This is a genomic window from Magnetococcales bacterium, assembly GCA_015232395.1.
Lineage (GTDB): Bacteria > Pseudomonadota > Magnetococcia > Magnetococcales > JADFZT01 > JADFZT01.
The window spans coordinates 26,257-47,915 of sequence record JADFZT010000023.1; the positions used below are offsets into that span (position 1 = coordinate 26,257).

Annotated in this window: 20 protein-coding genes; 11 read left to right on the forward strand and 9 right to left on the reverse strand. The window is 56.1% G+C overall.

Features of this window, described 5'->3' with window-relative positions:
* Positions 1-7 precede the first annotated feature (7 nt).
* Positions 8-1,018, forward strand: a complete 1,011-nt coding sequence (locus HQL52_08670; GenBank protein MBF0369514.1) for a DUF362 domain-containing protein — start codon at positions 8-10, stop codon at positions 1,016-1,018.
* 94 nt (positions 1,019-1,112) lie between these two features.
* Positions 1,113-2,615, forward strand: coding sequence for a 4Fe-4S binding protein (locus HQL52_08675; GenBank protein MBF0369515.1), 1,503 nt, complete (start codon positions 1,113-1,115; stop codon positions 2,613-2,615).
* A 5-nt stretch (positions 2,616-2,620) separates the two neighbouring features.
* Here HQL52_08675 and HQL52_08680 read toward each other — a convergent pair whose 3' ends face one another.
* Genes HQL52_08680 through HQL52_08695 form a run of 4 tightly spaced genes read right to left on the reverse strand, consistent with a single transcriptional unit; the run spans position 2,621 to position 3,895 of the window.
* Positions 2,621-2,812: a hypothetical protein gene (locus HQL52_08680; GenBank protein ID MBF0369516.1), complete on the reverse strand. Its 192-nt coding sequence runs from the start codon at positions 2,810-2,812 to the stop codon at positions 2,621-2,623.
* Positions 2,790-3,263, reverse strand: a complete 474-nt coding sequence (locus tag HQL52_08685) for a PIN domain protein (GenBank protein ID MBF0369517.1) — start codon at positions 3,261-3,263, stop codon at positions 2,790-2,792. The genes HQL52_08680 and HQL52_08685 overlap by 23 nt, the downstream gene beginning before the upstream one ends.
* 24 nt (positions 3,264-3,287) lie before the next feature.
* Positions 3,288-3,701 carry a hypothetical protein gene (locus tag HQL52_08690; protein ID MBF0369518.1) on the reverse strand — a complete coding sequence of 138 codons (414 nt, stop codon included), beginning with the start codon at positions 3,699-3,701 and terminating at the stop codon, positions 3,288-3,290.
* A gap of 2 nt (positions 3,702-3,703) precedes the next feature.
* On the reverse strand, positions 3,704-3,895 hold the full coding sequence (locus tag HQL52_08695) for a hypothetical protein (GenBank protein MBF0369519.1): 192 nt from the start codon (positions 3,893-3,895) through the stop codon (positions 3,704-3,706).
* On the opposite strand from HQL52_08695, the gene HQL52_08700 reads away from it, so the two are divergent.
* From HQL52_08700 to HQL52_08715, 4 genes are all read left to right on the forward strand, one after another.
* A complete protein-coding gene (locus HQL52_08700; GenBank protein MBF0369520.1) occupies positions 3,894-8,267 on the forward strand; it encodes a tetratricopeptide repeat protein in 4,374 nt (1,457 codons plus the stop codon). The two genes, HQL52_08695 and HQL52_08700, sit on opposite strands and share 2 nt — an antisense overlap.
* On the forward strand, positions 8,264-8,542 hold the full coding sequence (locus tag HQL52_08705; protein ID MBF0369521.1) for a helix-turn-helix transcriptional regulator: 279 nt from the start codon (positions 8,264-8,266) through the stop codon (positions 8,540-8,542). Before HQL52_08700 ends, HQL52_08705 begins: the two co-directional genes overlap by 4 nt.
* Before the next feature lie 121 nt (positions 8,543-8,663).
* Entirely contained in the window at positions 8,664-8,915 is a 252-nt protein-coding gene (locus HQL52_08710) for a hypothetical protein (protein ID MBF0369522.1), read from the forward strand.
* The gene (locus HQL52_08715; GenBank protein MBF0369523.1) at positions 8,912-9,196 is read left to right on the forward strand and encodes a type II toxin-antitoxin system RelE/ParE family toxin; all 285 of its coding nucleotides are present in this window, start codon (positions 8,912-8,914) and stop codon (positions 9,194-9,196) included. Before HQL52_08710 ends, HQL52_08715 begins: the two co-directional genes overlap by 4 nt.
* Positions 9,197-9,612: 416 nt before the next feature.
* On the opposite strand, the gene HQL52_08720 is transcribed toward HQL52_08715, so the two are convergent.
* Positions 9,613-10,026, reverse strand: a complete 414-nt coding sequence (locus HQL52_08720; protein MBF0369524.1) for a PIN domain-containing protein — start codon at positions 10,024-10,026, stop codon at positions 9,613-9,615.
* A gap of 5 nt (positions 10,027-10,031) precedes the next feature.
* Complete coding sequence (locus tag HQL52_08725) at positions 10,032-10,247, reverse strand: AbrB/MazE/SpoVT family DNA-binding domain-containing protein (protein ID MBF0369525.1); 216 nt, start codon at positions 10,245-10,247, stop codon at positions 10,032-10,034.
* Between the two features lie 185 nt (positions 10,248-10,432).
* Between HQL52_08725 and HQL52_08730 the strand changes: the two genes are divergently transcribed.
* Entirely contained in the window at positions 10,433-11,737 is a 1,305-nt protein-coding gene (locus HQL52_08730) for a sodium:alanine symporter family protein (GenBank protein ID MBF0369526.1), read from the forward strand.
* 60 nt (positions 11,738-11,797) lie between these two features.
* Here HQL52_08730 and HQL52_08735 read toward each other — a convergent pair whose 3' ends face one another.
* Positions 11,798-12,496, reverse strand: a complete 699-nt coding sequence (locus HQL52_08735; GenBank protein ID MBF0369527.1) for an NAD-dependent deacylase — start codon at positions 12,494-12,496, stop codon at positions 11,798-11,800.
* A 112-nt stretch (positions 12,497-12,608) separates the two neighbouring features.
* Here HQL52_08735 and htpG point away from each other — a divergent pair, with 112 nt between their 5' ends.
* The 4 genes from htpG to HQL52_08755 all read left to right on the forward strand — a co-directional run bounded on the left by htpG (position 12,609) and on the right by HQL52_08755 (position 18,736).
* Positions 12,609-14,555, forward strand: a complete 1,947-nt coding sequence (gene htpG / locus HQL52_08740; protein MBF0369528.1) for a molecular chaperone HtpG — start codon at positions 12,609-12,611, stop codon at positions 14,553-14,555.
* A gap of 201 nt (positions 14,556-14,756) precedes the next feature.
* Positions 14,757-15,035 (forward strand): DUF2312 domain-containing protein, encoded by a 279-nt coding sequence (locus HQL52_08745; GenBank protein ID MBF0369529.1) that lies wholly within the window; start codon positions 14,757-14,759, stop codon positions 15,033-15,035.
* A 174-nt stretch (positions 15,036-15,209) separates the two neighbouring features.
* The gene (rlmKL, locus tag HQL52_08750) at positions 15,210-17,600 is read left to right on the forward strand and encodes a bifunctional 23S rRNA (guanine(2069)-N(7))-methyltransferase RlmK/23S rRNA (guanine(2445)-N(2))-methyltransferase RlmL (GenBank protein MBF0369530.1); all 2,391 of its coding nucleotides are present in this window, start codon (positions 15,210-15,212) and stop codon (positions 17,598-17,600) included.
* A 200-nt stretch (positions 17,601-17,800) separates the two neighbouring features.
* Positions 17,801-18,736, forward strand: a complete 936-nt coding sequence (locus tag HQL52_08755) for an exopolyphosphatase (GenBank protein MBF0369531.1) — start codon at positions 17,801-17,803, stop codon at positions 18,734-18,736.
* Between the two features lie 474 nt (positions 18,737-19,210).
* On the opposite strand, the gene HQL52_08760 is transcribed toward HQL52_08755, so the two are convergent.
* On the reverse strand, positions 19,211-19,390 hold the full coding sequence (locus tag HQL52_08760) for a hypothetical protein (GenBank protein ID MBF0369532.1): 180 nt from the start codon (positions 19,388-19,390) through the stop codon (positions 19,211-19,213).
* A 38-nt stretch (positions 19,391-19,428) separates the two neighbouring features.
* Entirely contained in the window at positions 19,429-21,564 is a 2,136-nt protein-coding gene (gene feoB / locus HQL52_08765) for a ferrous iron transport protein B (GenBank protein ID MBF0369533.1), read from the reverse strand.
* Between the last annotated feature and the right edge of the window lie 95 nt (positions 21,565-21,659).

Genomic DNA, 21,659 nt, shown 5'->3' on the forward strand with positions numbered 1-21,659 from the left:
AACACCCATGGCCAAAAAAGAGGGGTCTGATCGCAACCGGGTAGACCCCCCCTTGAATCGACGGCAGTTTATCAAACGCCTGGCAGGCACCTCGGGCTTGGCTTTGGGGCTGGGTGTGGGGGGGGCTTTGGTCTACAGCGACAAGCCCATCCGCCGGGCTCCGGAAATCATTCACACCCTCAACGATTTTCGCGTTCCCCCTTCTGACCATCATCCGATGATGGCGGTGGTGCGGGGGAGTGATGCCGAAACCATGGTGCGGGAGGCGGTGGCCAAGCTGGGGGGCATTTCCCGGTTTATCTCCCGGGGGGAGCGGGTGTTGCTGAAGCCCAATGTGGGGTGGGATCGTTTGCCGGAGCAGGCGGCCAACACCGGGCCTGAGGTAGTCGGGGCGGTGGCGAAGCTTTGCCGGGAGGCGGGGGCGGGGGAGGTGTGGGTGACGGATGTTTCCCTGAACGACCCTTATCGCTCTTTTGCCCGCTCCGGGATTGAACAGAGCGCCATCGCAGCAGGCGCCCAGGTGCGGATTCCCGGACAGGCGGATTTTTGGTCCACGGATCTGGGGGGAGAGTTGTTGGGCGTGTGGCCGGTGTCGCGTTTTTTCCATGAGGTAGACCGGGTGATCAACCTGCCTATTATTAAAAACCACTCCCTCTGCGGCTGCACCCTGGCCATGAAAAACTGGTATGGGGTGTTGGGGGGGCGCCGGAATCAACTGCATCAAAAAATCCACACTTCCATCGTCGATCTGGCCAGAGCGGTGCGCCCGACGTTGACCATTATGGATGGCATACGGGTATTGAAGGAGAATGGTCCGACGGGGGGGAGCTTGAGTGATGTGGTGATGGGGCACACGGTGGTGGCTGGTTTGGATGAGGTGGCGATGGATAGCTTTGCCCTGGGATTTTTGGAGCTGACACCAGAAGAGATCCCTTTCCTCACCATGGCTGAAAAAGCCGGTTTGGGACAAGTGGATTGGCAAGGATTGAACTGGACAGAATCAAAGATAAACATCTGATCTGATACGATTAAAAAAAAGAGGAGGGGGTTTGGGGGGATTCCTCCCCCCCAAGGTTTGTCCTTTGATCTTATGGTGAGCCTAAATGCCCGGACTGCGCAACATACGCCGAATCTACGCATTTTTCTTCCTGGGGCTCTTCCTCTTCCTGCTCCTGATAGCTGATTTTCGCCACCTGAAAGGCTACGAAGCCGCCCTTTTCCTGGAGCTGGATCCCCTCACCGCCATCGCTGCTTTTCTCACCTCGGGCACTCTCTACAAGGGGTTGGCCCTCTCCCTGATTATTCTGATTCCCACTCTTTTTTTCGGGCGTTTTTTCTGTTCGTGGATCTGCCCTTTGGGGATTCTCAACCAGTGGCTGAGCCATTTTTTCAATAAACGCCGAGCTGTTGATGAATACAAGATCAACCGCTATCGCCCGATCCAGCGGCTGAAATATTATCTTTTGGCGGCTCTGTTGATATTGGCCCTGTTTGGCTCCCTGCAAGTGGGGCTGTTGGATCCCATTCCCCTGCTTTATCGCTCCTTCACCACCGCCGCTCTGCCTGCCATGGATGGGGCCGGGTTGGGGATTTATCTCAACCATCCGGTTTTTCATGGGGGGGTGCTGATTGCGGTTTTGTTTTTGGGGATATTGATCGCCAATCGTTTGCTGACCCGTTTTTGGTGTCGGGTGTTGTGTCCTTTGGGGGCGCTGCTGGGGGCCTGTTCGGGGCGGGCGCCGTTGCGCATTCGGCGGGATGTGGATAAGTGCACCGATTGCCAAAAGTGCCTGCAATTTTGCCAGGGGGGGTGCGATCCCGATGGGGAGCTTCGGGTGAGTGAGTGCCATGTCTGCATGAACTGCCTGGAGCAGTGTCCGGAAGGGGCGTTGCATTATGGCCTGCCCACCCCCCGGAGTTCCATCCACACCCCGCTGGATTTTAACCGTCGGCGTTTGGTGGAGAGCGGTGTGGCGGCGGGGGTGCTGTTTCCCATGTTGCGTTCTTCAGCTTCAGCCCACACCACCCCCGCTCCAGAGGTGATCCGCCCCCCGGGTTCCTTGGAAGAGGGGGATTTTTTGGCGCGTTGTATCAAATGTTCGGCCTGTATGCGGGTCTGCCCCACCAACGTGCTACAACCGGCATTGTTGGAGAGCGGTTTTGAGGGGTTGTGGACGCCGATTTTGCAAAACCGCATCGGCTATTGCGAGCACCACTGTGTTTTGTGTTCTGAAGTGTGCCCCACAGCGGCGATTCGCCCCCTGACGGTGCAGGAGAAGGTTGGGGAGGGGGATTTTAAGACGCCGATCAAGCTCGGGACCGCTTTTTTTGATCGGGGCAGGTGCTTGCCTTGGGCGATGCAGGTGCCGTGTATTGTCTGTGAGGAGGTGTGTCCGACCTCACCAAAAGCGATCTGGTACGAAAAGGTGACTGTGCCCGACCGCAACGGCAAGCTGATCCAGCTCAAGCAGCCCTACGTGGAGCCTGCCCGCTGTATTGGTTGCGGCATCTGCGAAAACAAATGCCCGGTCACCGATAAAGCCGCGATCCGGGTGACCAGCGTAGGGGAGACCCGCTCCAAGAGGAATCGGATGATTTTGGACCAGCGGGTATAGTTTGATCAGGCCGCATCATGGGTGCGGTTCCAGGGGGATGGGGCTTGGTTTTTCAGGAGCTTTTTGCCCTCTTCCGAGAGGTTCGCTTCGATATATTGATTGATCTCCTCGAAGGTCATCCCCTGCATATCCTGGCTGATTTGAGCCCGTCGTTCCCGCTGGAATTTGACCGCATCAAAGTTTTTTTCCTCTTTCATCACCGATAACCTCCCGTGGTGTCCGGATTTCCAGAAGGGGATAGCCCAGCCGTAGGTTGATGGCGTTATATCCCCGTATTTGGTTGAGGTTGACGATATCTTTGAAGTTCCAACTCACCAGCACATCAACACGATGAATGGTCGCCAAAGCGATGTGTTGGGCATCAGCTGACTTTTTTGCACTGATCACACCTGCTTGAATATAGTTCTTGGCAAGGCTTTTCGCCTCATCTGTCAGTATAACACTTTCCCTGTGTGACTCGGGAATTTTTTCAAGAACCGATTTCACTTTGGAAGGGGCTCTATCCAGTTCCAGTATGGTGATATTGGAAAGCACAATTATCCGGGAGCCGGACTGGAAGGATTCTACCAGGGGGACGGACCACTCCTTGAACTCTTTGTCCAGGTATCCCCCGATGACGGATGTGTCGGTATAGATTCTGGGTTTCATCGGGGGATACCTTATCAGTCAGGTTTATTGCTCACCCATGGTGAAATCCCGGCGGGAGGTGGAGATGGTGACGGTGAAGCCGGCGACCACATCCAGGAAGGCCATCAGGGAGAGGATGAAGAAGGTGGGGGTGGCGGCTTGGGGCACCAGGAGGAACTCCACCAGGAAGGCGACGAACACCAGCATGGAGAGAAAATGGTCGACGATGGAGGAGTCGCTGGAGCGGGTGGCTTTGAATATTTCGATATAGAGAGCGGCCATCCCCACCATCAGGAGCAGATCCCCGACGCTGGCGGTGAAGAGCACCCCGGAGGTTAACGGAATGCTGAAGGCGGTCATCTCCAGATCCACCCCGGGCCGTGAGCCGCCGGCAAAAGCGATAACGTTATAGATGATCAGCAGATAAGCAGTCAGGGGGATGGCGCGGATGATGCCCATGGTCAATCTCCTAGGTGGATAATCGGGAACATTTTCAAAGAGGCTCCAAATTTAGGCTTTTTCCCGGCAAAAGCCAAATGGATCTTTCTCAAGGGGGTGATGAGGGATTTTCGAGTGGTTTCGGCAATAAAAAATATCATATAATCAAGGTTTGTGATTTTGCGAAATATCATTCCCTCGGAAAAGGCCGCCATGTCCACCAATTCAGCCCCCAGCCAAAAACCGGTTTTTATCTCCCACTCCAGTGTGGATGACGCGTTTGTCCAATCCTTGCGCCAACACCTTCAGGATCATGGGGTGCCGGTGTGGGAGGATGCTTCCTGTTTGAGTGGTGGCGTCAATCTACCGGAAGTGATCTTTAAAGCCATCCGTGATTCCCAGCATTTTATTGTGGTGGTGAGTGAGGATGCGATGGACTCCGAATGGGTGGTGGATGAGACCGAGCTGGCCATGACGCTGTTGGCGGAGCGCACCGATGGCTTCAAGGTGGTGCCCATTTTGTTGGGGAAGAAAACCCACACAGCGGCCCGGGCTTTGACAGGGAAAAAATTGGCCGCCATCCGGGGGCAGGAGGGGGTGGATGTGGCGATGCCGGAAATCCTCGCCGCTTTGGGGAAACAGCTGCCAGAGGGATATTTTAAACCCGAGGCCGTGGATGCCCCGGATATCGAAGAGTTGACCCTGGAGCTGGAAAATCCCCGTTTGGAAAAGCTGGAGGGGAAGGAGCGGGGGGTGGCAGAGGCCCGGTTGATCTATCAGCCCAGTGGCGGTGCTCGCGCCATTCGCAGTGCCAAATTTAAATTTACTGCTCCCATTGGCCCCATCGAAGCGGACAAGCTGCGTTGGTATTTGGAAGACTATTATCTTTGGCCGACGGGGCCGTTTAAAACGCGGGCTGAGGAGGTGGAGAGGGCGTTGCCGGAGTGGGGGGCGGCGCTTTATTGGGGGGCAGTGGGGGGGGATGTCAATCTGGCTCCTTTAGCCAGCTGGGAGCGGGTGCCGGTGGGCAAGGCGCGGCGTTTTTCGGTCTATGTGGATGACCGGGCTGTGACGGGGGCGGATGAAAAAACGACTGCCGAGGTGAAACAAGCCGCCACTACCCTGATGGGGCTGCCCTGGGAGCTGGCTTATGATCAACGGGGCTATCTTTTCCAGGGAGCGAAACCCGCCCGGGTGCGTAGATTGCTCCCCAACGAATTGGAGGCCGAAGCTCTCCTCACCGAGCCCCCGATTCGGATTTTGCTGGCCAGCCCCCGGCCTGATGATGACAAAGCCGGATACATCGACCACCGCATCAGCGCCCGGCCCCTGGTGGAGGCGTTGGCGGGGTTGGGGGGGATGGTGGAGGTGACGGTGTTGGAGCCCCCCACCTTTCCCGAGTTGAAAAAGGAACTGAAGCGGGCGCGGCAGGCGAAAAAGCCCTATCACGTGGTCCATTTCGATGGGCATGGGGTGTATGACCCGGTGGTGGGGCTGGGGGGGCTCTGCTTTGAGGATCCGGAAGATGCCCACAAGCTGCAAAAACGGGGCACTGCCATCATCAATGCCCAGGAGCTGGGGGCGGAGATTCAGGATCATCGGATTGCGCTGTTTTTCCTGGAAGCGTGCCAAACCGCCCAAGCAGAGCTGGATCCCATCGCTTCGGTGGCTGGGAGGTTGCTGGAGTGTGGGGTGGCATCGGTGGTGGCCATGAGTCACAGCGTGTTGGTGGAGACGGCGCGCCGGTTTGTGGAGGCGTTTTATCAAGAGTTGGCCGGGGGGCATCGGATTGGGGAGGCGATGCTGGCGGGGCAGATCCATATTTATGACAATCCCTTCAAGTTTGAGGTTCCGGGGGCGGGGGATCTACATCTGCAGGATTGGTTTGTGCCGGTGCTCTACCAGGAGGCCCACGATCCCCAGCTGGTCACAACCATCCCCGCTGAAAAAGCTCAAAATCTGATCAAAAAACGCCAAAAGAATGTCCTGGGCAAGCTACCGGAACCACCCCCTCACCATTTTGTGGGTCGCAGTCGGGAGTTGCTGGCTCTGGAGCGGCTGTTGCAGCATCACGGCTATGGGGTGCTGGTGGGGCAGGGGGGGGAGGGGAAGACCACCTTGGGGGTGGAGCTGGCTCGCTGGCTGGTGATGACCAATCGCTTTGAGCGGGCCGCTTTTGTCAGCCTGGAGGAGTATCGGGATCACCGCACCATTCTGGATAGCTTGGGGCAACAGCTGCTACCCGGTTACACCATCGCCAAATATGGCCACGAGTTGGATAAAGCCTGGCTGCCCATCCAGCAGACACTTTCAGAGCGGGCGACCCTGATCGTGTTCGACAACCTGGAGTCCGCCCTCCCACCCCCCGATGGTAGCGGTTATTCTGACTTTGAACCCGCTATCTGGCAGGGGATTTTGGCGTTGTTCAAGCAGGTGGGGGCGGTGGCACGCGCCAAGATGATCTTCACCACCCGGGAGCCCATGCCGGAGCCTTTTGATATCCATCAAGTGCGGATTGGCAAGCTGGATAAAAAGGCGGCGATAGAGCTGGTGAGCGGGGTGCTGAAACAGAACCACTTGCCCCCCAAAGCGGATGATCCAGGCCTCAACGAAGCCGAGATCGAAGCCCTGGTGGAATCAGTCAACCGCCACGCCCGCTCCCTCACCTTGCTCGCCCCCGAGATCGCCAAAACCGGCGTCACAGGCACCACCGAAAACCTCACCAGCATCATGCAGGCGCTACAAAAAAAACACCCCAATGAACGGGAACGCTCCCTCTACGCCTCGGTGGAGCTTTCCCTCAGAAGACTCAAACCCGACACCCGGGAAAAGATCAAGGTGCTGGGGGTGTTTCATGGGGGGGCGAATTTAAACATCGTTGATGACATGCTGAAACTGGATCCGTCAGAAATGATGGCAGTGGCTCAGGAGTTGGCAGAAGCTGGTTTGGCTGGGGAGTTTTACAACGGCCACCTAAGACTCCACCCCGCCCTCTGCCCCTACCTCCTGGGGGAACTGGGGGAGACCGAGGCGGAAGGTTTCCGGGAGCAATGGTTGCAGGGGATGGTGCAGCTGGTGGGGTTTTTGAGTCAGCAACAGCACCAGGACACCCAAATGGCCTACACCCTCACCCGCCTGGAGCTACCCAACCTCCTCGCCGCCCTGGAGCGGGTGCGGGAGCAGCCACCGGAGCAGGTGGTGGATTATGCCAAGAGGGTGGAACAGTTGCTGTCCAGACAGGGGCTGCCCTCAGCTCTCAAACGAGCCGTGGAAGCCCGGGAAGAGGCGGCGGCAAAAATTCCCGATTGGGGCCACGCCCGGTTTGAGTCCCAACAGCTTGGCATCGAGCGATTGCTGGAAGCAGGGAATCTGCAAGAGGCCTTTTCCCAAGCTCAGGATTTGCTCGCCCAGAGCCAAGCCGCTGGAGAAGCCGCCTATCCAGGGGCTGATTATGATCTGGCTATGGCTCACAATCTATTAGGCCAGGTTTTGTATGCAGGTGGGAATGCGCAGTTGGCCCTGAATTGTTTTGTTGAGGCTCATCAACGTTTTCAGACTTTGGAAGAAGTGGGGGATGATGCAGCTAAGAGAATGGTTGCCGTAATAATCACCAGAAAAGGGGATTGTTACAGGGGGCTTGGCCAATTGGATGAGGCGGCCAAGGCCTATCAGGAGGGGATTGAGTTGGATGAGAGGCAGGGGGATGACCGGGGTGTGGCTGTTGGGAAAGGGCAGCTGGGTACGGTGTGGCTGGAGCAAAATAAATATGGCGAGGCTTTGAAAGCGCACGAAGAGGCTCGGGAGAGTTTTGAAAATATGGATGAGCCCCTGAGTGTGGCCACGGCTTGGCATCAGATCGGCATGGTTCATCAGCAGGCGGGCAACACGAAAGAGGCGGAAAAGGCCTATAAGGAATCCCTGAGCATCAGGACCAGGGAAAGTAATCGGGACGGGGAGGCGGACAGCTCAATCCAGTTGGGCAATTTGTACGACAGTATGGGCCGTCTTGAGGAAGCGGCGATCTTTTACAATAGGGCAGCAGATATCCGTGTGGAATTGAAGGATTTGGCAGGTGAAGGTCGGGTTCGCAGCAACTTGGCTAATACCCTGATCCAGCTTAAACGCTACGACGATGCCAGGGTGGTGGCAGAGCGTGCGATTGAGTGCTTAACCCCTTATGGTCAAAATGCCCAGCCTTGGATTTTATGGAGTGTCCTCCACAATCTGGAACAGGCTGTGGGCAACCGGGAAGCGGCTCTCCAGGCGCGGCAGAAGGCCATGGAGCTCTTTCTCCAATATCGTCGGGATGGGGGGGAGAATCATGCAGGGGGAGGCAGGCTTTGTCTGATGGTGGAGCAGGGGATCAAAGCTAAGGATACCGGTGAGGTGGCGGGGCTGTTGGGGCAGCTGGCGAGCGATACTGATTACCATCCCTACATTAGAGCCCTCGCTGCCTCTCTGCAAAAGATCGTGAACGGCTCCCGCGATCCCACTCTGGCCGACGACCCGGCTTTGGACTATGACGATGCCGTGGAACTGAAGCTCCTCCTGGAGCGGTTGAGGGAGCTGGAGGGGAATGATGCATGACCATCCCATTTTCTGAAGTGCGCAAAGAGTGGCGCAAAAATCCCGGCTTCATGAAAGCCTATGACGATCTGGCCGAAGCGTTCGACCTGGCCAAAGAGTTGATCCAAGCCCGGGTAAACGCAGGCTTGAGCCAGCAGGAGCTGGCGGAGCGGATGGGGCGTTCTCAGCCCGTGGTCGCCAGACTCGAAAGCAGCCACAAAACCTCCCTCAAATCCCTGGAACGCTACGTCAAAGCCTTGGGAATGAAAGTGAAAATTCAACTCGCGCCGGAATGATGGCGGGGTTGGAGTAAGGCGAAGATAGCTGGAGAGGGTTGGGTTTTTGGGTGTTGGGATGGGGGTGTTATGGTACTCTTTGATGAGAAATCTCCAACATCAACCAAACGGGGGTTGAATCATGCGGGTCGCTCGGGAATTTAATAAATTGGCAGTGGTGCATGGGCTGGAAACCGTTCGGGAAGAAGAATTGGAAGCCTTCCTGAAAACCGCCCCCAAGGATCCCAAGGCGTTGGAACTGCGGGAATGGCAGCTACAAGAGATCGATGCCGGTATCCGAGAAGCCGACACCGAACCCGGCATCCCCCACGAAAAGGTTAAGGCGTGGGTGGAAAGCTGGGGAATGGAGAATGAACTTCCCATGCCGGAATGAAGGTCCATTGGAATAAACGCGCCCTGGCCAATCTTGCCAATATTCGTTTTTATATTTTTCAAGAAAACCCTCGGGCCGCTTCCAAAGTAGCATCACGCATCCTGGAGGCAGCCAATAGACTGGCTGAATTCCCTGAAAAAGGTCGTCTGGGGCCTAGACCTAACACCCGGGAACTGGTGATCCCAAATTTGCCATTTATCGTCTTATACCGGCTCGACAAAAACGCCATCAAAATTTTGCGGGTTTTCCATACCGCCAGGAAATGGCCGATACGTTTATAATGGCTTCGCGGCTGGATTGAGGATTGTTCGGGGTTGGTCAACGATCATAAAATGGTGGGATTTGGTTCGGAGGGGGTGGGGAGAGGAAAAACGGTTCCCCGGCCTGCCGTTGGAGGGGGAGAACCCTCCAGTTTGGGGTTGGGTTGGGCGTTAGATGAGGAACATAAGAGCGATGCCGACGGCTCCGACCGCCAAGCTAAGCAGAACCCGCTCCATTTGGTGCCCGCCGATGTTGAAAAACGAAGGGCTGTTGATGTTTTCCACTGGGTCCATGAACATGATGATTCTCCTTTTTTGGTTTTAGTTACCTGGTTAGATTCCCCCCCTGAATGATTAGTTCCGCAAATTCGCACATAAAGAATCCTTTTCAGGCCGATTTTTGCTCAGCGGTTGGTTTGACAAAAACCCATCAATTTTCAATGGATTTCAGCGGTAGGATCCAGCTGTTCCACACGAAAATATCGACCATATCCCCGATCCCGACTGATCAGCCCATAGCCCTGAACCGTGGCATGAGCGCCAATCAAAAAATCCGCCAGCATCCGCTTTTTCTGCCCACCCCGCTGCCGATATTGACGAAACACCTGACCTGCCAGAAAAGCCGCTGTGGGGGGAATCGGCTCATGGCGAAAAAGATCCGTCGGCAACAATAGATCCAGCTCCTCTTTGGCTTCGAACCAGCCCGCAAGTTCTGCATAAATCACGGGATTAATGACCAACTCTCCCGACTCGGCTATCTCCCCCAGAATTTCCCTGGCGCGTTCGCCAAAATGGGTATCCCCCTGGAAGTGATCAATCAGGACATTGGTGTCCACCAGCCAGCTTTTCATAAAGCTTAATCCCGCAAAAAAGCCATGATTTCATCGGTAGAAAGCCCAGTCTGCACGCGCCCATACAGATCATCCATTTTCTGACGGCGCGCTTTGGGGTTTCGGGTCAATATCAACTCCCCATCCCGCTCGATGAACTCCACCTCACTGCCAGGGAGCAGGTCGTAACGCTCCCGAAGGGCTTTGGGTATGGTAATTTGACCGCGCTCGCCAATCCGCATCGTCCGCTCCTTGGGTAAAAATAGGAATATGAATTCATATTCATACTTTCACTTGCCCCTGTCCAGCAAAAAGTCCCCCTCTGCCCATGCTGAACCCAGCTTGTGGGCGCTTTCCGGAGCGGGGGGAATCCGTTAGACTGCTTGGGTTTATTTTATCTTTATTGTCAGAATGATGGGATGCGCGAATGGCCTGGATAGCCGCCTGGATCTGGAACCCCTTTTTAAGCCTCGTCTATCTGGAGGTGGGATTGCTCTTTTTGCTTCTCACCCGAGGGCTTTCGTGGCGGCGGCCTTGGGGGCTCTTTCGAGAGCTGGGGAGGGGGCAGCCAGCCGGGGAGGGGGAGCGGGTGATCTCCCATCGGCGGGCCTTTATCGCCGCACTTGCCACCTCCATCGGCGTGGGCAATCTCGCCGGAGTCGCCACCGCCATTCATCTGGGAGGGCCGGGGGCGCTCTTCTGGATGTGGATGACGGCGATCACCGGTAACGCCTTTCGCATGTGCTCCACCTATCTCGCCATCCAACACGGCCCGTCAGACCCCAACTCCCCCCTCTTCGCCACCCCCATGGCCTATCTGGATAAATTTCTCCCCCGCTCCTGGAAATGGCTCGGCAGTTTTTTGGCGGGGATGATTTTGGTCAAGGGGCTGGTGACCGCCAATCTGATCCAATCCAACTCGGTGGCCCATGCGGTGGTGGGGGAGTTTGGCTTGCCAAAAATGCTGGTGGCATTGGTGCTGTTTGGCCTGGTGGCGGTAGTGGTGGTCGGGGGATTGCGCTCCATCCTTAACTTTAGCGTATTGTTGGCTCCCTGGATGATGGGGCTCTATCTGGGGGCGGGGTTGTGGATTTTGCTTTCAGATCCGGCCCGCACCATGGGGGCTTTGGGGGAGGTGTGGCGTTATGCGTTTCAACCCTATTCGGCGGCGGGGGGATTGCTGGGCTATGGGGTGATGCAGGCGATGCAGTTTGGGGTCTCCAGGGGAGTTTTTTCCCATAACTCCGGGATGGGGGTGGCCCCTTTTCTCCACGGAGCCAATCGGGATCATCCGGCCAGGGGTGCGATGTTTGCCGCACTCGTGCCCATGGTGGATACCTTGATCGTCTGTAGCGTGACCGGGCTGGTGGTGCTTTCGGTAGGCAACTGGCATGAATGGACCGGGGCCTATCTCACGGTGAACGCCTTTCAGAGCGCCTTGGGGGATGGTGGACGGGGGTTGGTGGTGGTGTGTTTGATGCTGTTCGCCTTCACCACCATGATCAACTGGGCCTACTTTTCCGAACGCTGCTATGAATATCTGGGGGGGCGCAATATCAAGGGCTACCGCTGGTTTTTCGCCGGTGTCACCTTCCTGGGACCATTCTTCCCCGTCGCTTTTATCTGGTCGGTAGGAGACATCCTGATCGGCGTGATCCTCATAGTCCACCTACTCCCCTTGACGATGATCGTGATCAAGCAACTACCTGAACTAAAAAAGGTTTTGACTTAAACTGTTAAAAAAAGGGTGGGGTCTGGGGGAGTTCCCTCCCCCAGGATCTTGACCTTGATTTTAAAAGATCTTCCCCTCAAGCCAAAGTGTCTCCAACACCTCGGTCGCCTTCCCCTCCAAAATCCCATCAAAAGCCCCAAAATTATCAGCAGCCTCCAGATTGATCAGCCGGGTTCGCGCCCCCCCTGATTTGGCCATGCTGACAAACTGCGCTGCGGGATAGACCGCCCCGCTGGTGCCGATGGCGATAAACTGGCTGGCGCGCATCAGGGCTGTCTGAATCTCTTCCATATGAAAGGGCATCTCCCCAAACCAGACGATGTGGGGTCGGACGCTGCTGCCGCAGTCGGGGCATCCTTCGATGGAGCGGTTGTAATCATAATCCCCGTGCACCATACCGCAGTGCAGGCAGCGGGCTTTCATGATCTCCCCGTGCATGTGCAAAAGCTTTCGGCTGCCCCCCCGTTCGTGAAGGTCATCGACATTTTGGGTGACCAGGAGCATGCGCTCCCCCAGCTCCGCTTCCATCTCGGCGAGAATTTCATGGGCGCGGTTGGGTTGGGCGTTGCGCACCCCCTCCTGCCGCCAGCGATAAAAATCCCACACCAGATCCGAATCCGCCGCAAAGGCCTCCGGAGTGGCCAACTCCTCGAATCGATGCTGGCGCCAGAGCCCACCGTTGGAGCGAAAAGTGGGCACGCCGGATTCTGCAGAAATGCCCGCTCCGGTCAATACCACGAGAAAATCATCTTTTTTCATTTCCACCCCCGCTTGTAATCTGCCAACTGCGTTACTATATATACCCGCAACCTCCCTGATCCGGTATCGGGCTGGATGACAAAATCATACGTTTAAGAGGATGGAACGGACAATGAGCGAAGCTGAGAAAAAAGAGACCCGGCAATTCCAAACCGAAGTGCGGCAACTGCTGGACCTCATGATTCACTCCCTTTACAGCAACAAGGAGATCTTTCTGCGGGAGTTGATCTCCAACGCTTCCGATGCATCGGACAAGCTCCGCTACGAAGCTCTTTCCAATGAGTCCCTTTATGAAGGGGAGTCAGACCTGCAAATCCGCGTCACCTTCGACAAAGAGGCCAAGACCGTTACCGTTTCGGATAACGGTATCGGCATGAACCGGGAAGAGGTGGTGGAAAATATCGGCACCATCGCCCGCTCCGGTACCCGGGAATTTTTAAACGCCATGAGTGGGGATCAGGCCAAGGATGCCAATCTGATCGGGCAGTTCGGGGTCGGGTTCTATGCTTCTTTCATCGTCGCCGACCGTTTGACCCTCGTCACCCGCCGGGCTGGAGCCCCAGCCAATCAGGCGGTTCGCTGGGAGTCTGCCGGGGATGGGGAATATACCCTGGAAGAGGTGGAAAAAGAGGGTCGGGGGACCGATGTGATTCTCCACCTGCGGGAGGGGGAAGAGGATTTTCTCGACGATTGGCGGCTGCGCTCCATCATCCGCAAATTTTCCGATCACGTCTCCTGGCCCGTGCTGATGGAAAAACAGGAGATGCCTGTCCCACCCATGGGCGATGAAGCCAAGGAAGATGAAGAAGAGAGTGAGGCTGAGGAGAAGGCCCCGGAGTGGGAGACCGTCAACCGCGCTTCCGCCCTCTGGACCCGTCCCAAGAGTGAAATCAGCGACGAGGAGTATCAGGAATTTTACAAACACGTCGCCCACGATTTTGAGGATGCCCTCATCCACACCCATGTCAAGCTGGAAGGGAAATACGAATATACCCTGCTCCTCTACACCCCCAAGCGGGCTCCCTTTGATCTATGGGATCGGGATCGCAAACATGGGGTGAAGCTCTATGTGCGGCGGATCTTCATCATGGAAGGGGCTGAGGAGATCATGCCCCGCTATCTGCGCTTTATCCGGGGTGTGGTGGACTCTTCCGACCTGCCCTTGAACGTATCCCGGGAAATTTTGCAGCAAAACCGGGCGGTGGAAGCGATTCGCAAGGGGTGTGTCAACAAGGTCTTTGGCATGTTTGAGTCGCTGGCCAAAAACGATGCGGAAAAATATGCTGAATTTTGGAGCACCTTCGGCCAGGTGTTGAAGGAAGGGGTGATTGAGGATAGCGCCAACAAGGAGCGCATCGCCAAGCTTCTGCGTTTTGCCTCCACCAACAGCGATACCGAAACCCAGGATGTGTCCCTCGCCGACTATGTCTCCCGGATGAAGCCGGACCAGGAGCTGATCTATTATGTCAATGGTGAGACCTTTGCTGCGGCCAAAAACAGCCCCCACCTGGAAATTTTCCGCAAGAAGGGCATCGAGGTGTTGCTGCTCTCCGACCGGGTGGATGAGTGGTTGGCAAGCCATCTGACGGAATTTGACGGCAAAAAGCTTCAGGCGGTGAGCAAGGGCGAGCTGGACCTGGGCAAGATGGATGATGAAGAGGACAAGGAAGAGCGCCAAAAGAGCGAAGAGGCGCTGGCCGGCTTGGTGGAGCGGATGAAGAGTGCCTTGGGGGATCAGGTGCAGGATGTGCGCTTGAGCCACCGCCTGACCGACTCTCCCTCCTGTCTGGTGGGGGGCGATCACGATATGAGTGCCTCCATGGAGCGTATTCTCAAGGAGGCGGGGCAGGAGGTGCCGGTTTCCAAGCGGTCCCTGGAAATCAATCCCAGCCATCCCCTGGCGGTGCGCTTGAAGGATGAGCAGAATGAAAGCCGTTTTGGCGATCTCTCCCAGATACTGCTGGATCAAGCGGTGCTGAGTGAGGGGGGGCAGCTGGAGGATCCGGCTGAGTTTGTCCGGCGTTTGAACAATCTGCTCTTGGAAGTCGCCAACCAATAATCCAACTTTCCCGTTTCGATTTGGCTTTGGAACGGGCTTGAAAAACAGCCCCCTGCTTCTCTCCACCCCTGTCGCATCCTGGATTGATGGTGCGGCAGGGGTGGAAAGGGAGCCTCTCTGGGGGTAGTCTGTCAACAAAGCAGTCTCGTCTTTATCCTTTTATTGATTAACCTGTCTGACACCCACAGCAGGGGAGAGCCCATGGACCAGGAACCGGAAAAACAGCAGGAAGAAGAGGATGTCGGCGGCCTGGCCCAGGATCATCTCCGCCAGATGATCGACCGGATTGAGCGGTTGGAAGAAGAGAAGGAAGAGGTCGGGCTGCAGATCCGAGCGATCTATGCCGAGGCCAAGAGTGCGGGTTTTGAGCCCAAGGTGATGCGCACCATCATTCGGGATCGCAAAAAGGAACCCCATGTGCTGGAGGAGGAGGAAACGTTGATCCACCTCTATAAAAAAGCCCTGGGAATGAGCTTTTGATCCGGCGATATTCCGACCAGACTGTTCCCTTTCAAAAAAAATCCTCATATTTGCCATTTTTCTTGCTGCGTTCCGACTCTCCGTTGCCACAATGGCGAGTGGGTTATGCTTCTTTCCGATTTTCCAGGCTTGATCCATGCTAGCCGTTACTTCCCTCTTTTCCAGGTCTAATCCATGTTAGCCAGTTATCCCCTCTTTGCTACCGCTGCCCGAGGGGTTGAGGCCCTGCTTGCCCAGGAGTTGCGGGATATGGGGGCCAAGCGGGTTCGGGAAGTGCGGGCCGGGGTCTCCTTTCATGGGGATTTTCGCCTGGCGGCCCGGGTTTGCCTCTGGTCCCGGGTGGCAAGCCGCTTGATCCTGCCCCTGGCCCAGGTGCAGGCCCCGGATCCGGAAGCGCTTTATCAGGGGGTTCGGGATATTCCCTGGGAAAACCATCTGCCTCGTGAGGCCACCCTTGCGGTCTCTTTTACCGGTACCCATACCACGATTCGTCATACCCATTTTGGCGCTCTCAAGGTCAAGGATGGAGTGGTGGATCGCTTGCGGGAGGTGTGGGGGGTGCGCCCTGATGTGAACCTGGACGCCCCGGATTTATTGATCAACGTCCGCCTGCGGGAAAATACCGCCCATGTGGGGATCGATCTTTCGGGGGAGAGCCTCCATCGCCGGGGCTACCGCTCCGCCCAAACCACCGCCCCTCTGAAGGAATCCCTGGCGGCGGCAATACTGCTGTTGGCTGGTTGGCCCGAGGTGGCCCAAGAGGGAGGGGCGCTGCTGGATCCCATGTGTGGCTCGGGCACTCTGCTGATCGAAGGGGCCTGGATGGCGGCGGATATGGCTCCGGGGTTATTGCGGGAGCGGTTTGGCTTTATGGGGTGGCTGGGGCAGGATCCCGAGGTTTGGCGGGAGCTGTTGGATGAGGCCCATGAGCGGGCCCAGGAAGGGTTGAAAACGTTACCCCCGGTGATCGGTTACGATCGGGATTCCAGGGCGATCAAGGCGGCTCGGGAAAATATCATTCGGGCGGGATTGGTGGAAAAAGTGCGGGTCTCTTCAGCCGAGGTGGGGGAGCTGACCCTCCCAGGCCCCGATGAGCTGCCCCCCGGGGTGATGGTCACCAACCCCCCTTATGGCACCCGCCAGGGGGAGGAAGTGAATTTACACCCCCTCTATCAAACCTTGGGTGAGGTGATCCAGAGTCGTTTGCAGGGGTGGAAGGGGGCTGTGTTTACCGCCCGAGGTAAGCTGGAAGAGGCCCTGGGACTGCCTCCCAAGCGGCCTATCCTGCTCTATAACGGCGCGCTCCCCTGCCATTTGCTGCCTTTCGACAGCTACGTCAAAAGAGACAAAAAAGAGAAAGCCAAGGGGGAGTGGTCAAAGGGCAAGCTCCTGCGCCACCCTGGGGAGAGTGGGCGCAGACAGGGTGGCCAGGATCCATCGCTCCCCAAGGGGGGACGTAGGGAAGAGCGGGGAGGGAGGGAATTCGCTCCCCCAAAGGATATCGGGGAGGGGCGCGATCAGGAATTGGACGGCCCCCGTATCACACCAGGCCCCCACAATCAAATGGGGCCTGGGGGGGAGATGCTTTTTAATCGGTTGATTAAAAACCTCAAGCGCTTGAAATCCTGGATCAACCGGGAGGAGATCCGCTGTTTTCGGCTTTATGATGCCGATATCCCCGAATTTGCCGTTGCCATTGATGTCTACGAAGAGTGGGTGCACGTTCAGGAATACAGTCCCCCGGCGCATATTGATCCCCAAAAGGCCCGGGAGCGGCTGGAGACGGTGTTGGCGGTGATTCCGGAGGCGTTGGATCTGCCGTGGAATCATATTTTCCTCAAGGTACGTAAACGCCGCCAGGGGGGCACGGGTCATAATATCAAACCCCATGCCGGGCGCTTTCACAAAGTATCGGAAGGGGGCTTGCAGTTTCGGGTCAACTTTACCGACCATCTGGATACCGGGCTATTCCTCGATCACGCACCCACCAGGCGCATGTTGGGGAAGATGGCTGGAGAAAAACGCTTTTTGAATCTGTTCGGCCATACCGGGGCGGCGACAGTGGCGGCCGCGGCGGGGGGGGCCTTGGAAACCGTCACCGTGGATTTGTCCAATACCTATCTGGATTGGGCGAAAAAAAACATGGCCTTGAATGGTTTCAAGGGACCTGAGCATCAATTCATTCGGAAAGATTGTCTGGCCTGGCTCAAAGCGCAACAAAGGCTTTCCGGGAAGTCCAAACGTTTTGGCCTGATTTTTCTGGATCCACCGACTTTTTCCAACTCCAAAAGCCTGGATGCCCCCTTTGACCTGCAAAAGAGCCACGTCTCTCTGATTTCTCTGGCGGCTTCCCTGCTGGACCATGGGGGGGTGTTGGTGTTTTCGAATAACCTTCGACGCTTTCGAATGGATCGTGACGCTTTGCCCAAGCATCTGGAAGTGACCGATATCACCCGTGAGACTCTGGCTCCGGATTTTCAACGTAATGCGCGGATTCACAACTGCTGGCGCATTCGCTATCAAAAAAGTCTGGGTGGAAACAGTTCGCTTTCCGATAAAAATTGATTTGTTTTTGACGGTTTTTACGGTAAGTTACAAGATTGAAGAAGACACAGGCCAAGAGAATTGAGCCCGTGTTACAAGCCCGGGTCATCACAATTGACCAAACGCTGATTGTTTTGCTTTGAATGGAAACAATCTTGCATGGGGTGCCACTTCCTTTAGATATAAGCGATACGATCGACTTTTCCAGGAGGCCTTCTGACGTGAAACCAAAAAAATACCGCTTGGTAACCCGGAGCGATTTCGATGGACTGGTGTGTGCGGCGATCTTGAAGGAGGTGGACCTGATCGATGATATCAAGTTTGTCCATCCCAAGGATATGCAGGATGGCAAGATTGAAATCACCAGCCAGGATATCACCACCAACCTGCCTTACGTGGAAGGGGTGCATCTGGCGTTTGACCATCACTCTTCCGAGGTGATGCGCCGGGGGGGTAACCAGCCCGATAATCACATCATCGATCCCGATGCTCCGTCAGCTGCCCGGGTGGTGTTCGATCACTATGGCGGTGCAGCGGCGCTGCCCAGAATTTCCAATGAGTTGATGGTGGCGGTGGATCAGGGGGATTCGGCCCAATTTTCCAAGGACGAAATCCTCAACTCCACCGGCTGGCCGCTCCTGAACTTTCTCATGGATGCCCGCACCGGCTTGGGCCGGTTTCGGAGCTTCCGGGTCTCCAACTATCAACTGATGATGCAGTTGATCGACGAATGCCGGGAAAAGAGTGTCGAGGAGATTCTGGAGCTGCCGGATGTCAAGGAGCGGGTGGATCTCTATTTTGAGCACGAGGCCAAATGCAAGGAGCAGATCCAGCGCCTGGCCAAGGTGTACAATAACCTGGTGGTGCTCGATCTTCGGAATGAGGAGACCATCTGGGCGGGAAATCGCTTCCTGATCTATGCCCTCTATCCCGACTGCAACATTTCGATCCACGTGCTCTGGGGCTTTAAAAAGCAGAACACGGCGCTGCCCATCGGTAAATCCATCATCAATCGCACCTCCAAGACCAACGTCGGTGAGCTGGCGCTCTCCTACGGCGGTGGCGGGCATGCCAATGCGGGTACCTGCCAGGTGGCCAATGAGGATGCGGAAGATGTGTTGAAAGAGCTGATCGAAAAGATTACGGCGGACGGTTGAGCCGAATCAAAAAAAGCTGAACTGGGTTGGATCGGGAGGAGGTACCCTCCCGGTCGAGCCTGCTTTCGAATAAAAAAAAGGGGTCTCTCCGGTTGTTTTGGAGAGGCCCTTTTTTTATGTGGCTTGTGATGCTGCCGTTTGTGGCAGCAATTCCATCTGAAAATTGGATGCTTGGTGGCTTACCAACGACTCTAAAATTCGTCATTCCCGCGAATGCGGGAATCCAGGGAGTCTGGCACGAATCTATCCAATTTTTCCATAATTTTCAGTTGAATTGTCTGTTTTTTTAAAGGTTTGATTTATTCTTGCGGGCCATCATGATCTCCCTGGATCCCCGCTTTCGCGGGGATGACGAGTCAGGGAAGAGTGCCCAATTTTGAGATAGAACTGCTATAGCGCGTTTCGCATCAGGTGCAGATCAATGGTTGCTCGTCAGGTCAGGATCAGGGGTGTAGATTTTTGGTCCATCAGGCATCAGGGGCATTTGCCTTTTTTTCCCTCCATCATCTTTGGAGAGCAGCCGCCGGAGCAGCCGCAGTTGTTGCCCTTTGGGGGTGGGTTGAAGGTGCGTTTGAGACCTCTGCCTACATAGAGCAGGCAGAGGATTCCCACCACGGAGAGGGTCAAAATATCCATCAGGCTGGTTTCGTTCATGGTTTGATGACCACTCTCACTTTAAGTCTCTGTTTGGATCATGCCAGAAGGTGACCGACCTTGACGATGGAGAAGGCCAGGGTCCAGGCCAGGGTGAGGGAAAAGACGACGGAAAATCCAGCCCAGCGCCATCCCCCTGCTTCACGCCGAATGGCTGCGATGGTAGCGAGGCACGGGGCATAGAGCAAGGCGAAGACCATGAAGGAGAAGGCCACCAGGGGGGACATGGTGCCTGCCAATACCTCCCGCAGGCTGTCGGACTCTTCGGTGGCCTCTTCCCCCTGGGAGTAGAGCACCGCATAACTGGCCACCACCACCTCTTTGGCGACAAAACCGGTCAAAATGGCCACGGTATCCTTCCAGGTAAACTCCAAGGGGGCGAGAAGCGGGGCGACCGTGTGAGAAACTTGCCCCAGGTAGCTTTTTTCCAGGGCTTCCTGTCCCTGTTGCAGTTTCAGTTTGTGGAGTGCCTGATCCCGTTCAACGGTTGCGGGTTCATTTTCCAGCTGGGTGATGGCCTGTTCGTAGTTTATGGACCAGTTGATCTCTTTGGGGAACTCCTGCAAAAACCAGATGACGATGGATCCAACCAGAATGACTCCGGCGATTTTTTGCAGGAAGTTCAAGGCCTTGTCCCACATGTGCACAATTACGGCCCGCAAGGTGGGCAGGCGATAGGGGGGCAGCTCCATGACGAAGGCTTCGGCAGCGCCTTGGGGGAGAATTTTATTCAGAAAAACCGAGGCCGCCATGGCCATGATGATGGAGAGCATATACATGCCAAAGACCACGGTACCGGCATTTTCGGCAAAAAAGGCCCCGGCAAAGAGGATGAAGACCGGCAGTCTGGCGGCGCAGAGCATGAAGGGGTTGACCAGAATGGCGATGAGTCGGGAGCGGTCGCTTTCGATGGTGCGGGTAGCCATCACCGCAGGCACGTTACAGCCGAAGCCCATTACCAGGGGAATGAGCGCCTTACCGTGGAGGCCGAAGGTGTGCATCACCCGGTCCATCAGGAAGGCCGCCCGGGTGAGATAACCGGTTTCGCTGAAGATGGCCATGAAGAAAAAGAGGATGACGATGTTGGGCAGAAAGATGATGGTGCCGCCGACCCCTGCGATAATACCATCAATCACCAGATCGTGGACCATCCCTGGGGGAATGATATCGTCCAAGGCGTCGGAGACGATGGATACACCGGCATCGATCCAATCCATGGGATATTCGCCGATGGAAAAGGTGGTCTGAAACATCAGCCACAGGAAAGCGATAAAAATGGGAATCCCCATCACCTTGTGGAGCAGCAGGGTATCGAGCTTACGGGTCATGTCGAGGCGGGCGTTGGCGTCCGGGGTGACCTCAACCGCTTCGACGACCAAGCCGTGAACAAAACCGAAACGGGCGTCGGCAAAGAGCATTTCACACTCCTCGCCATGGTCTCTGGAAAGGTCGTAGCGTTCTCGACGAACCAGCTCCAGCAGGTGGGCATGCTCCTCCTCCTGGCGCAAAAGGGCGTCATCCCCCTCCAATAGTTTGATGGAGAGCCAGCGACCCTGATGGTCGTCCATCTCTTCCCCGGGGTGGAGATCGTGGAGATGTTTTTGTACCCGTTGCACCGACTCTTCCAGATGGCTGTCATACTGGATAAAGGAGGGGGTGGGGGGGGTGGATTGCCCGGCTACCGTGACGACACTGTCCAGGAGTTCTTCCATCCCGTTGCCGGAGATGGCGTTCATGGTGAGCACCGGTCCTCCCAGCATGGAGGAGAGGGATTTGATATCGATCTTGATTTTTTTCTTGTCCGCCTCGTCGATCATGTTGAGGAGGAATATGGTGGGCCGGCCCATTTCCATCAGCTGCGTGGTCAAAAACAGCGAACGCTCCAGATTACCGGCATCCAGCACGTTGACGATGATGTCGGCGTTGCGGGCGTTGATATAATCCCGGCTTTCCGCTTCCTCAGGGGTCTGGGTGGTGAGGGCGTAGACCCCGGGGAGATCCACCAGATTGATTTCCCACCCCTGGTGGTGGGTGATGCGCTGCTGCACCGCAACCGTGACCCGGGGATAGTTACCCACCTGGTCTTTGGATTTGGCGAGTTTATTGATGATGGAGGTTTTGCCGCAGTTGGGATTACCCACCAGAGCCACGGTAATGGAGCGCTGTTCAGACACGATAGGCTTCCTTTATTTCTTGAAAGACGCACTGCCTGACTTAAAGAATTCAGGCAATAAAAGATTCAACCGACAGACAATAAGCCTGTCGGCTG

Bases quoted from the DNA above. Each gene is read 5' to 3' on its own strand.
- HQL52_08695 (MBF0369519.1), bottom strand. From the start codon at position 3,895: ATGGCGGCCTTTTCCGAGGGAATGATATTTCGCAAAATCACAAACCTT.
- HQL52_08700 (MBF0369520.1), top strand. From the start codon at position 3,894: ATGTCCACCAATTCAGCCCCCAGCCAAAAACCGGTTTTTATCTCCCAC.
- HQL52_08735 (MBF0369527.1), bottom strand. From the start codon at position 12,496: ATGAAAAAAGATGATTTTCTCGTGGTATTGACCGGAGCGGGCATTTCT.
- HQL52_08670 (MBF0369514.1), top strand. From the start codon at position 8: ATGGCCAAAAAAGAGGGGTCTGATCGCAACCGGGTAGACCCCCCCTTG.
- HQL52_08725 (MBF0369525.1), bottom strand. From the start codon at position 10,247: ATGCGGATTGGCGAGCGCGGTCAAATTACCATACCCAAAGCCCTTCGG.
- HQL52_08705 (MBF0369521.1), top strand. From the start codon at position 8,264: ATGACCATCCCATTTTCTGAAGTGCGCAAAGAGTGGCGCAAAAATCCC.
- HQL52_08730 (MBF0369526.1), top strand. From the start codon at position 10,433: ATGGCCTGGATAGCCGCCTGGATCTGGAACCCCTTTTTAAGCCTCGTC.
- HQL52_08715 (MBF0369523.1), top strand. From the start codon at position 8,912: ATGAAGGTCCATTGGAATAAACGCGCCCTGGCCAATCTTGCCAATATT.
- HQL52_08720 (MBF0369524.1), bottom strand. From the start codon at position 10,026: ATGAAAAGCTGGCTGGTGGACACCAATGTCCTGATTGATCACTTCCAG.
- HQL52_08680 (MBF0369516.1), bottom strand. From the start codon at position 2,812: ATGAAAGAGGAAAAAAACTTTGATGCGGTCAAATTCCAGCGGGAACGA.
- rlmKL (MBF0369530.1), top strand. From the start codon at position 15,210: ATGTTAGCCAGTTATCCCCTCTTTGCTACCGCTGCCCGAGGGGTTGAG.
- HQL52_08690 (MBF0369518.1), bottom strand. From the start codon at position 3,701: ATGGGCATCATCCGCGCCATCCCCCTGACTGCTTATCTGCTGATCATC.
- HQL52_08710 (MBF0369522.1), top strand. From the start codon at position 8,664: ATGCGGGTCGCTCGGGAATTTAATAAATTGGCAGTGGTGCATGGGCTG.
- HQL52_08745 (MBF0369529.1), top strand. From the start codon at position 14,757: ATGGACCAGGAACCGGAAAAACAGCAGGAAGAAGAGGATGTCGGCGGC.
- HQL52_08685 (MBF0369517.1), bottom strand. From the start codon at position 3,263: ATGAAACCCAGAATCTATACCGACACATCCGTCATCGGGGGATACCTG.
- HQL52_08760 (MBF0369532.1), bottom strand. From the start codon at position 19,390: ATGAACGAAACCAGCCTGATGGATATTTTGACCCTCTCCGTGGTGGGA.
- htpG (MBF0369528.1), top strand. From the start codon at position 12,609: ATGAGCGAAGCTGAGAAAAAAGAGACCCGGCAATTCCAAACCGAAGTG.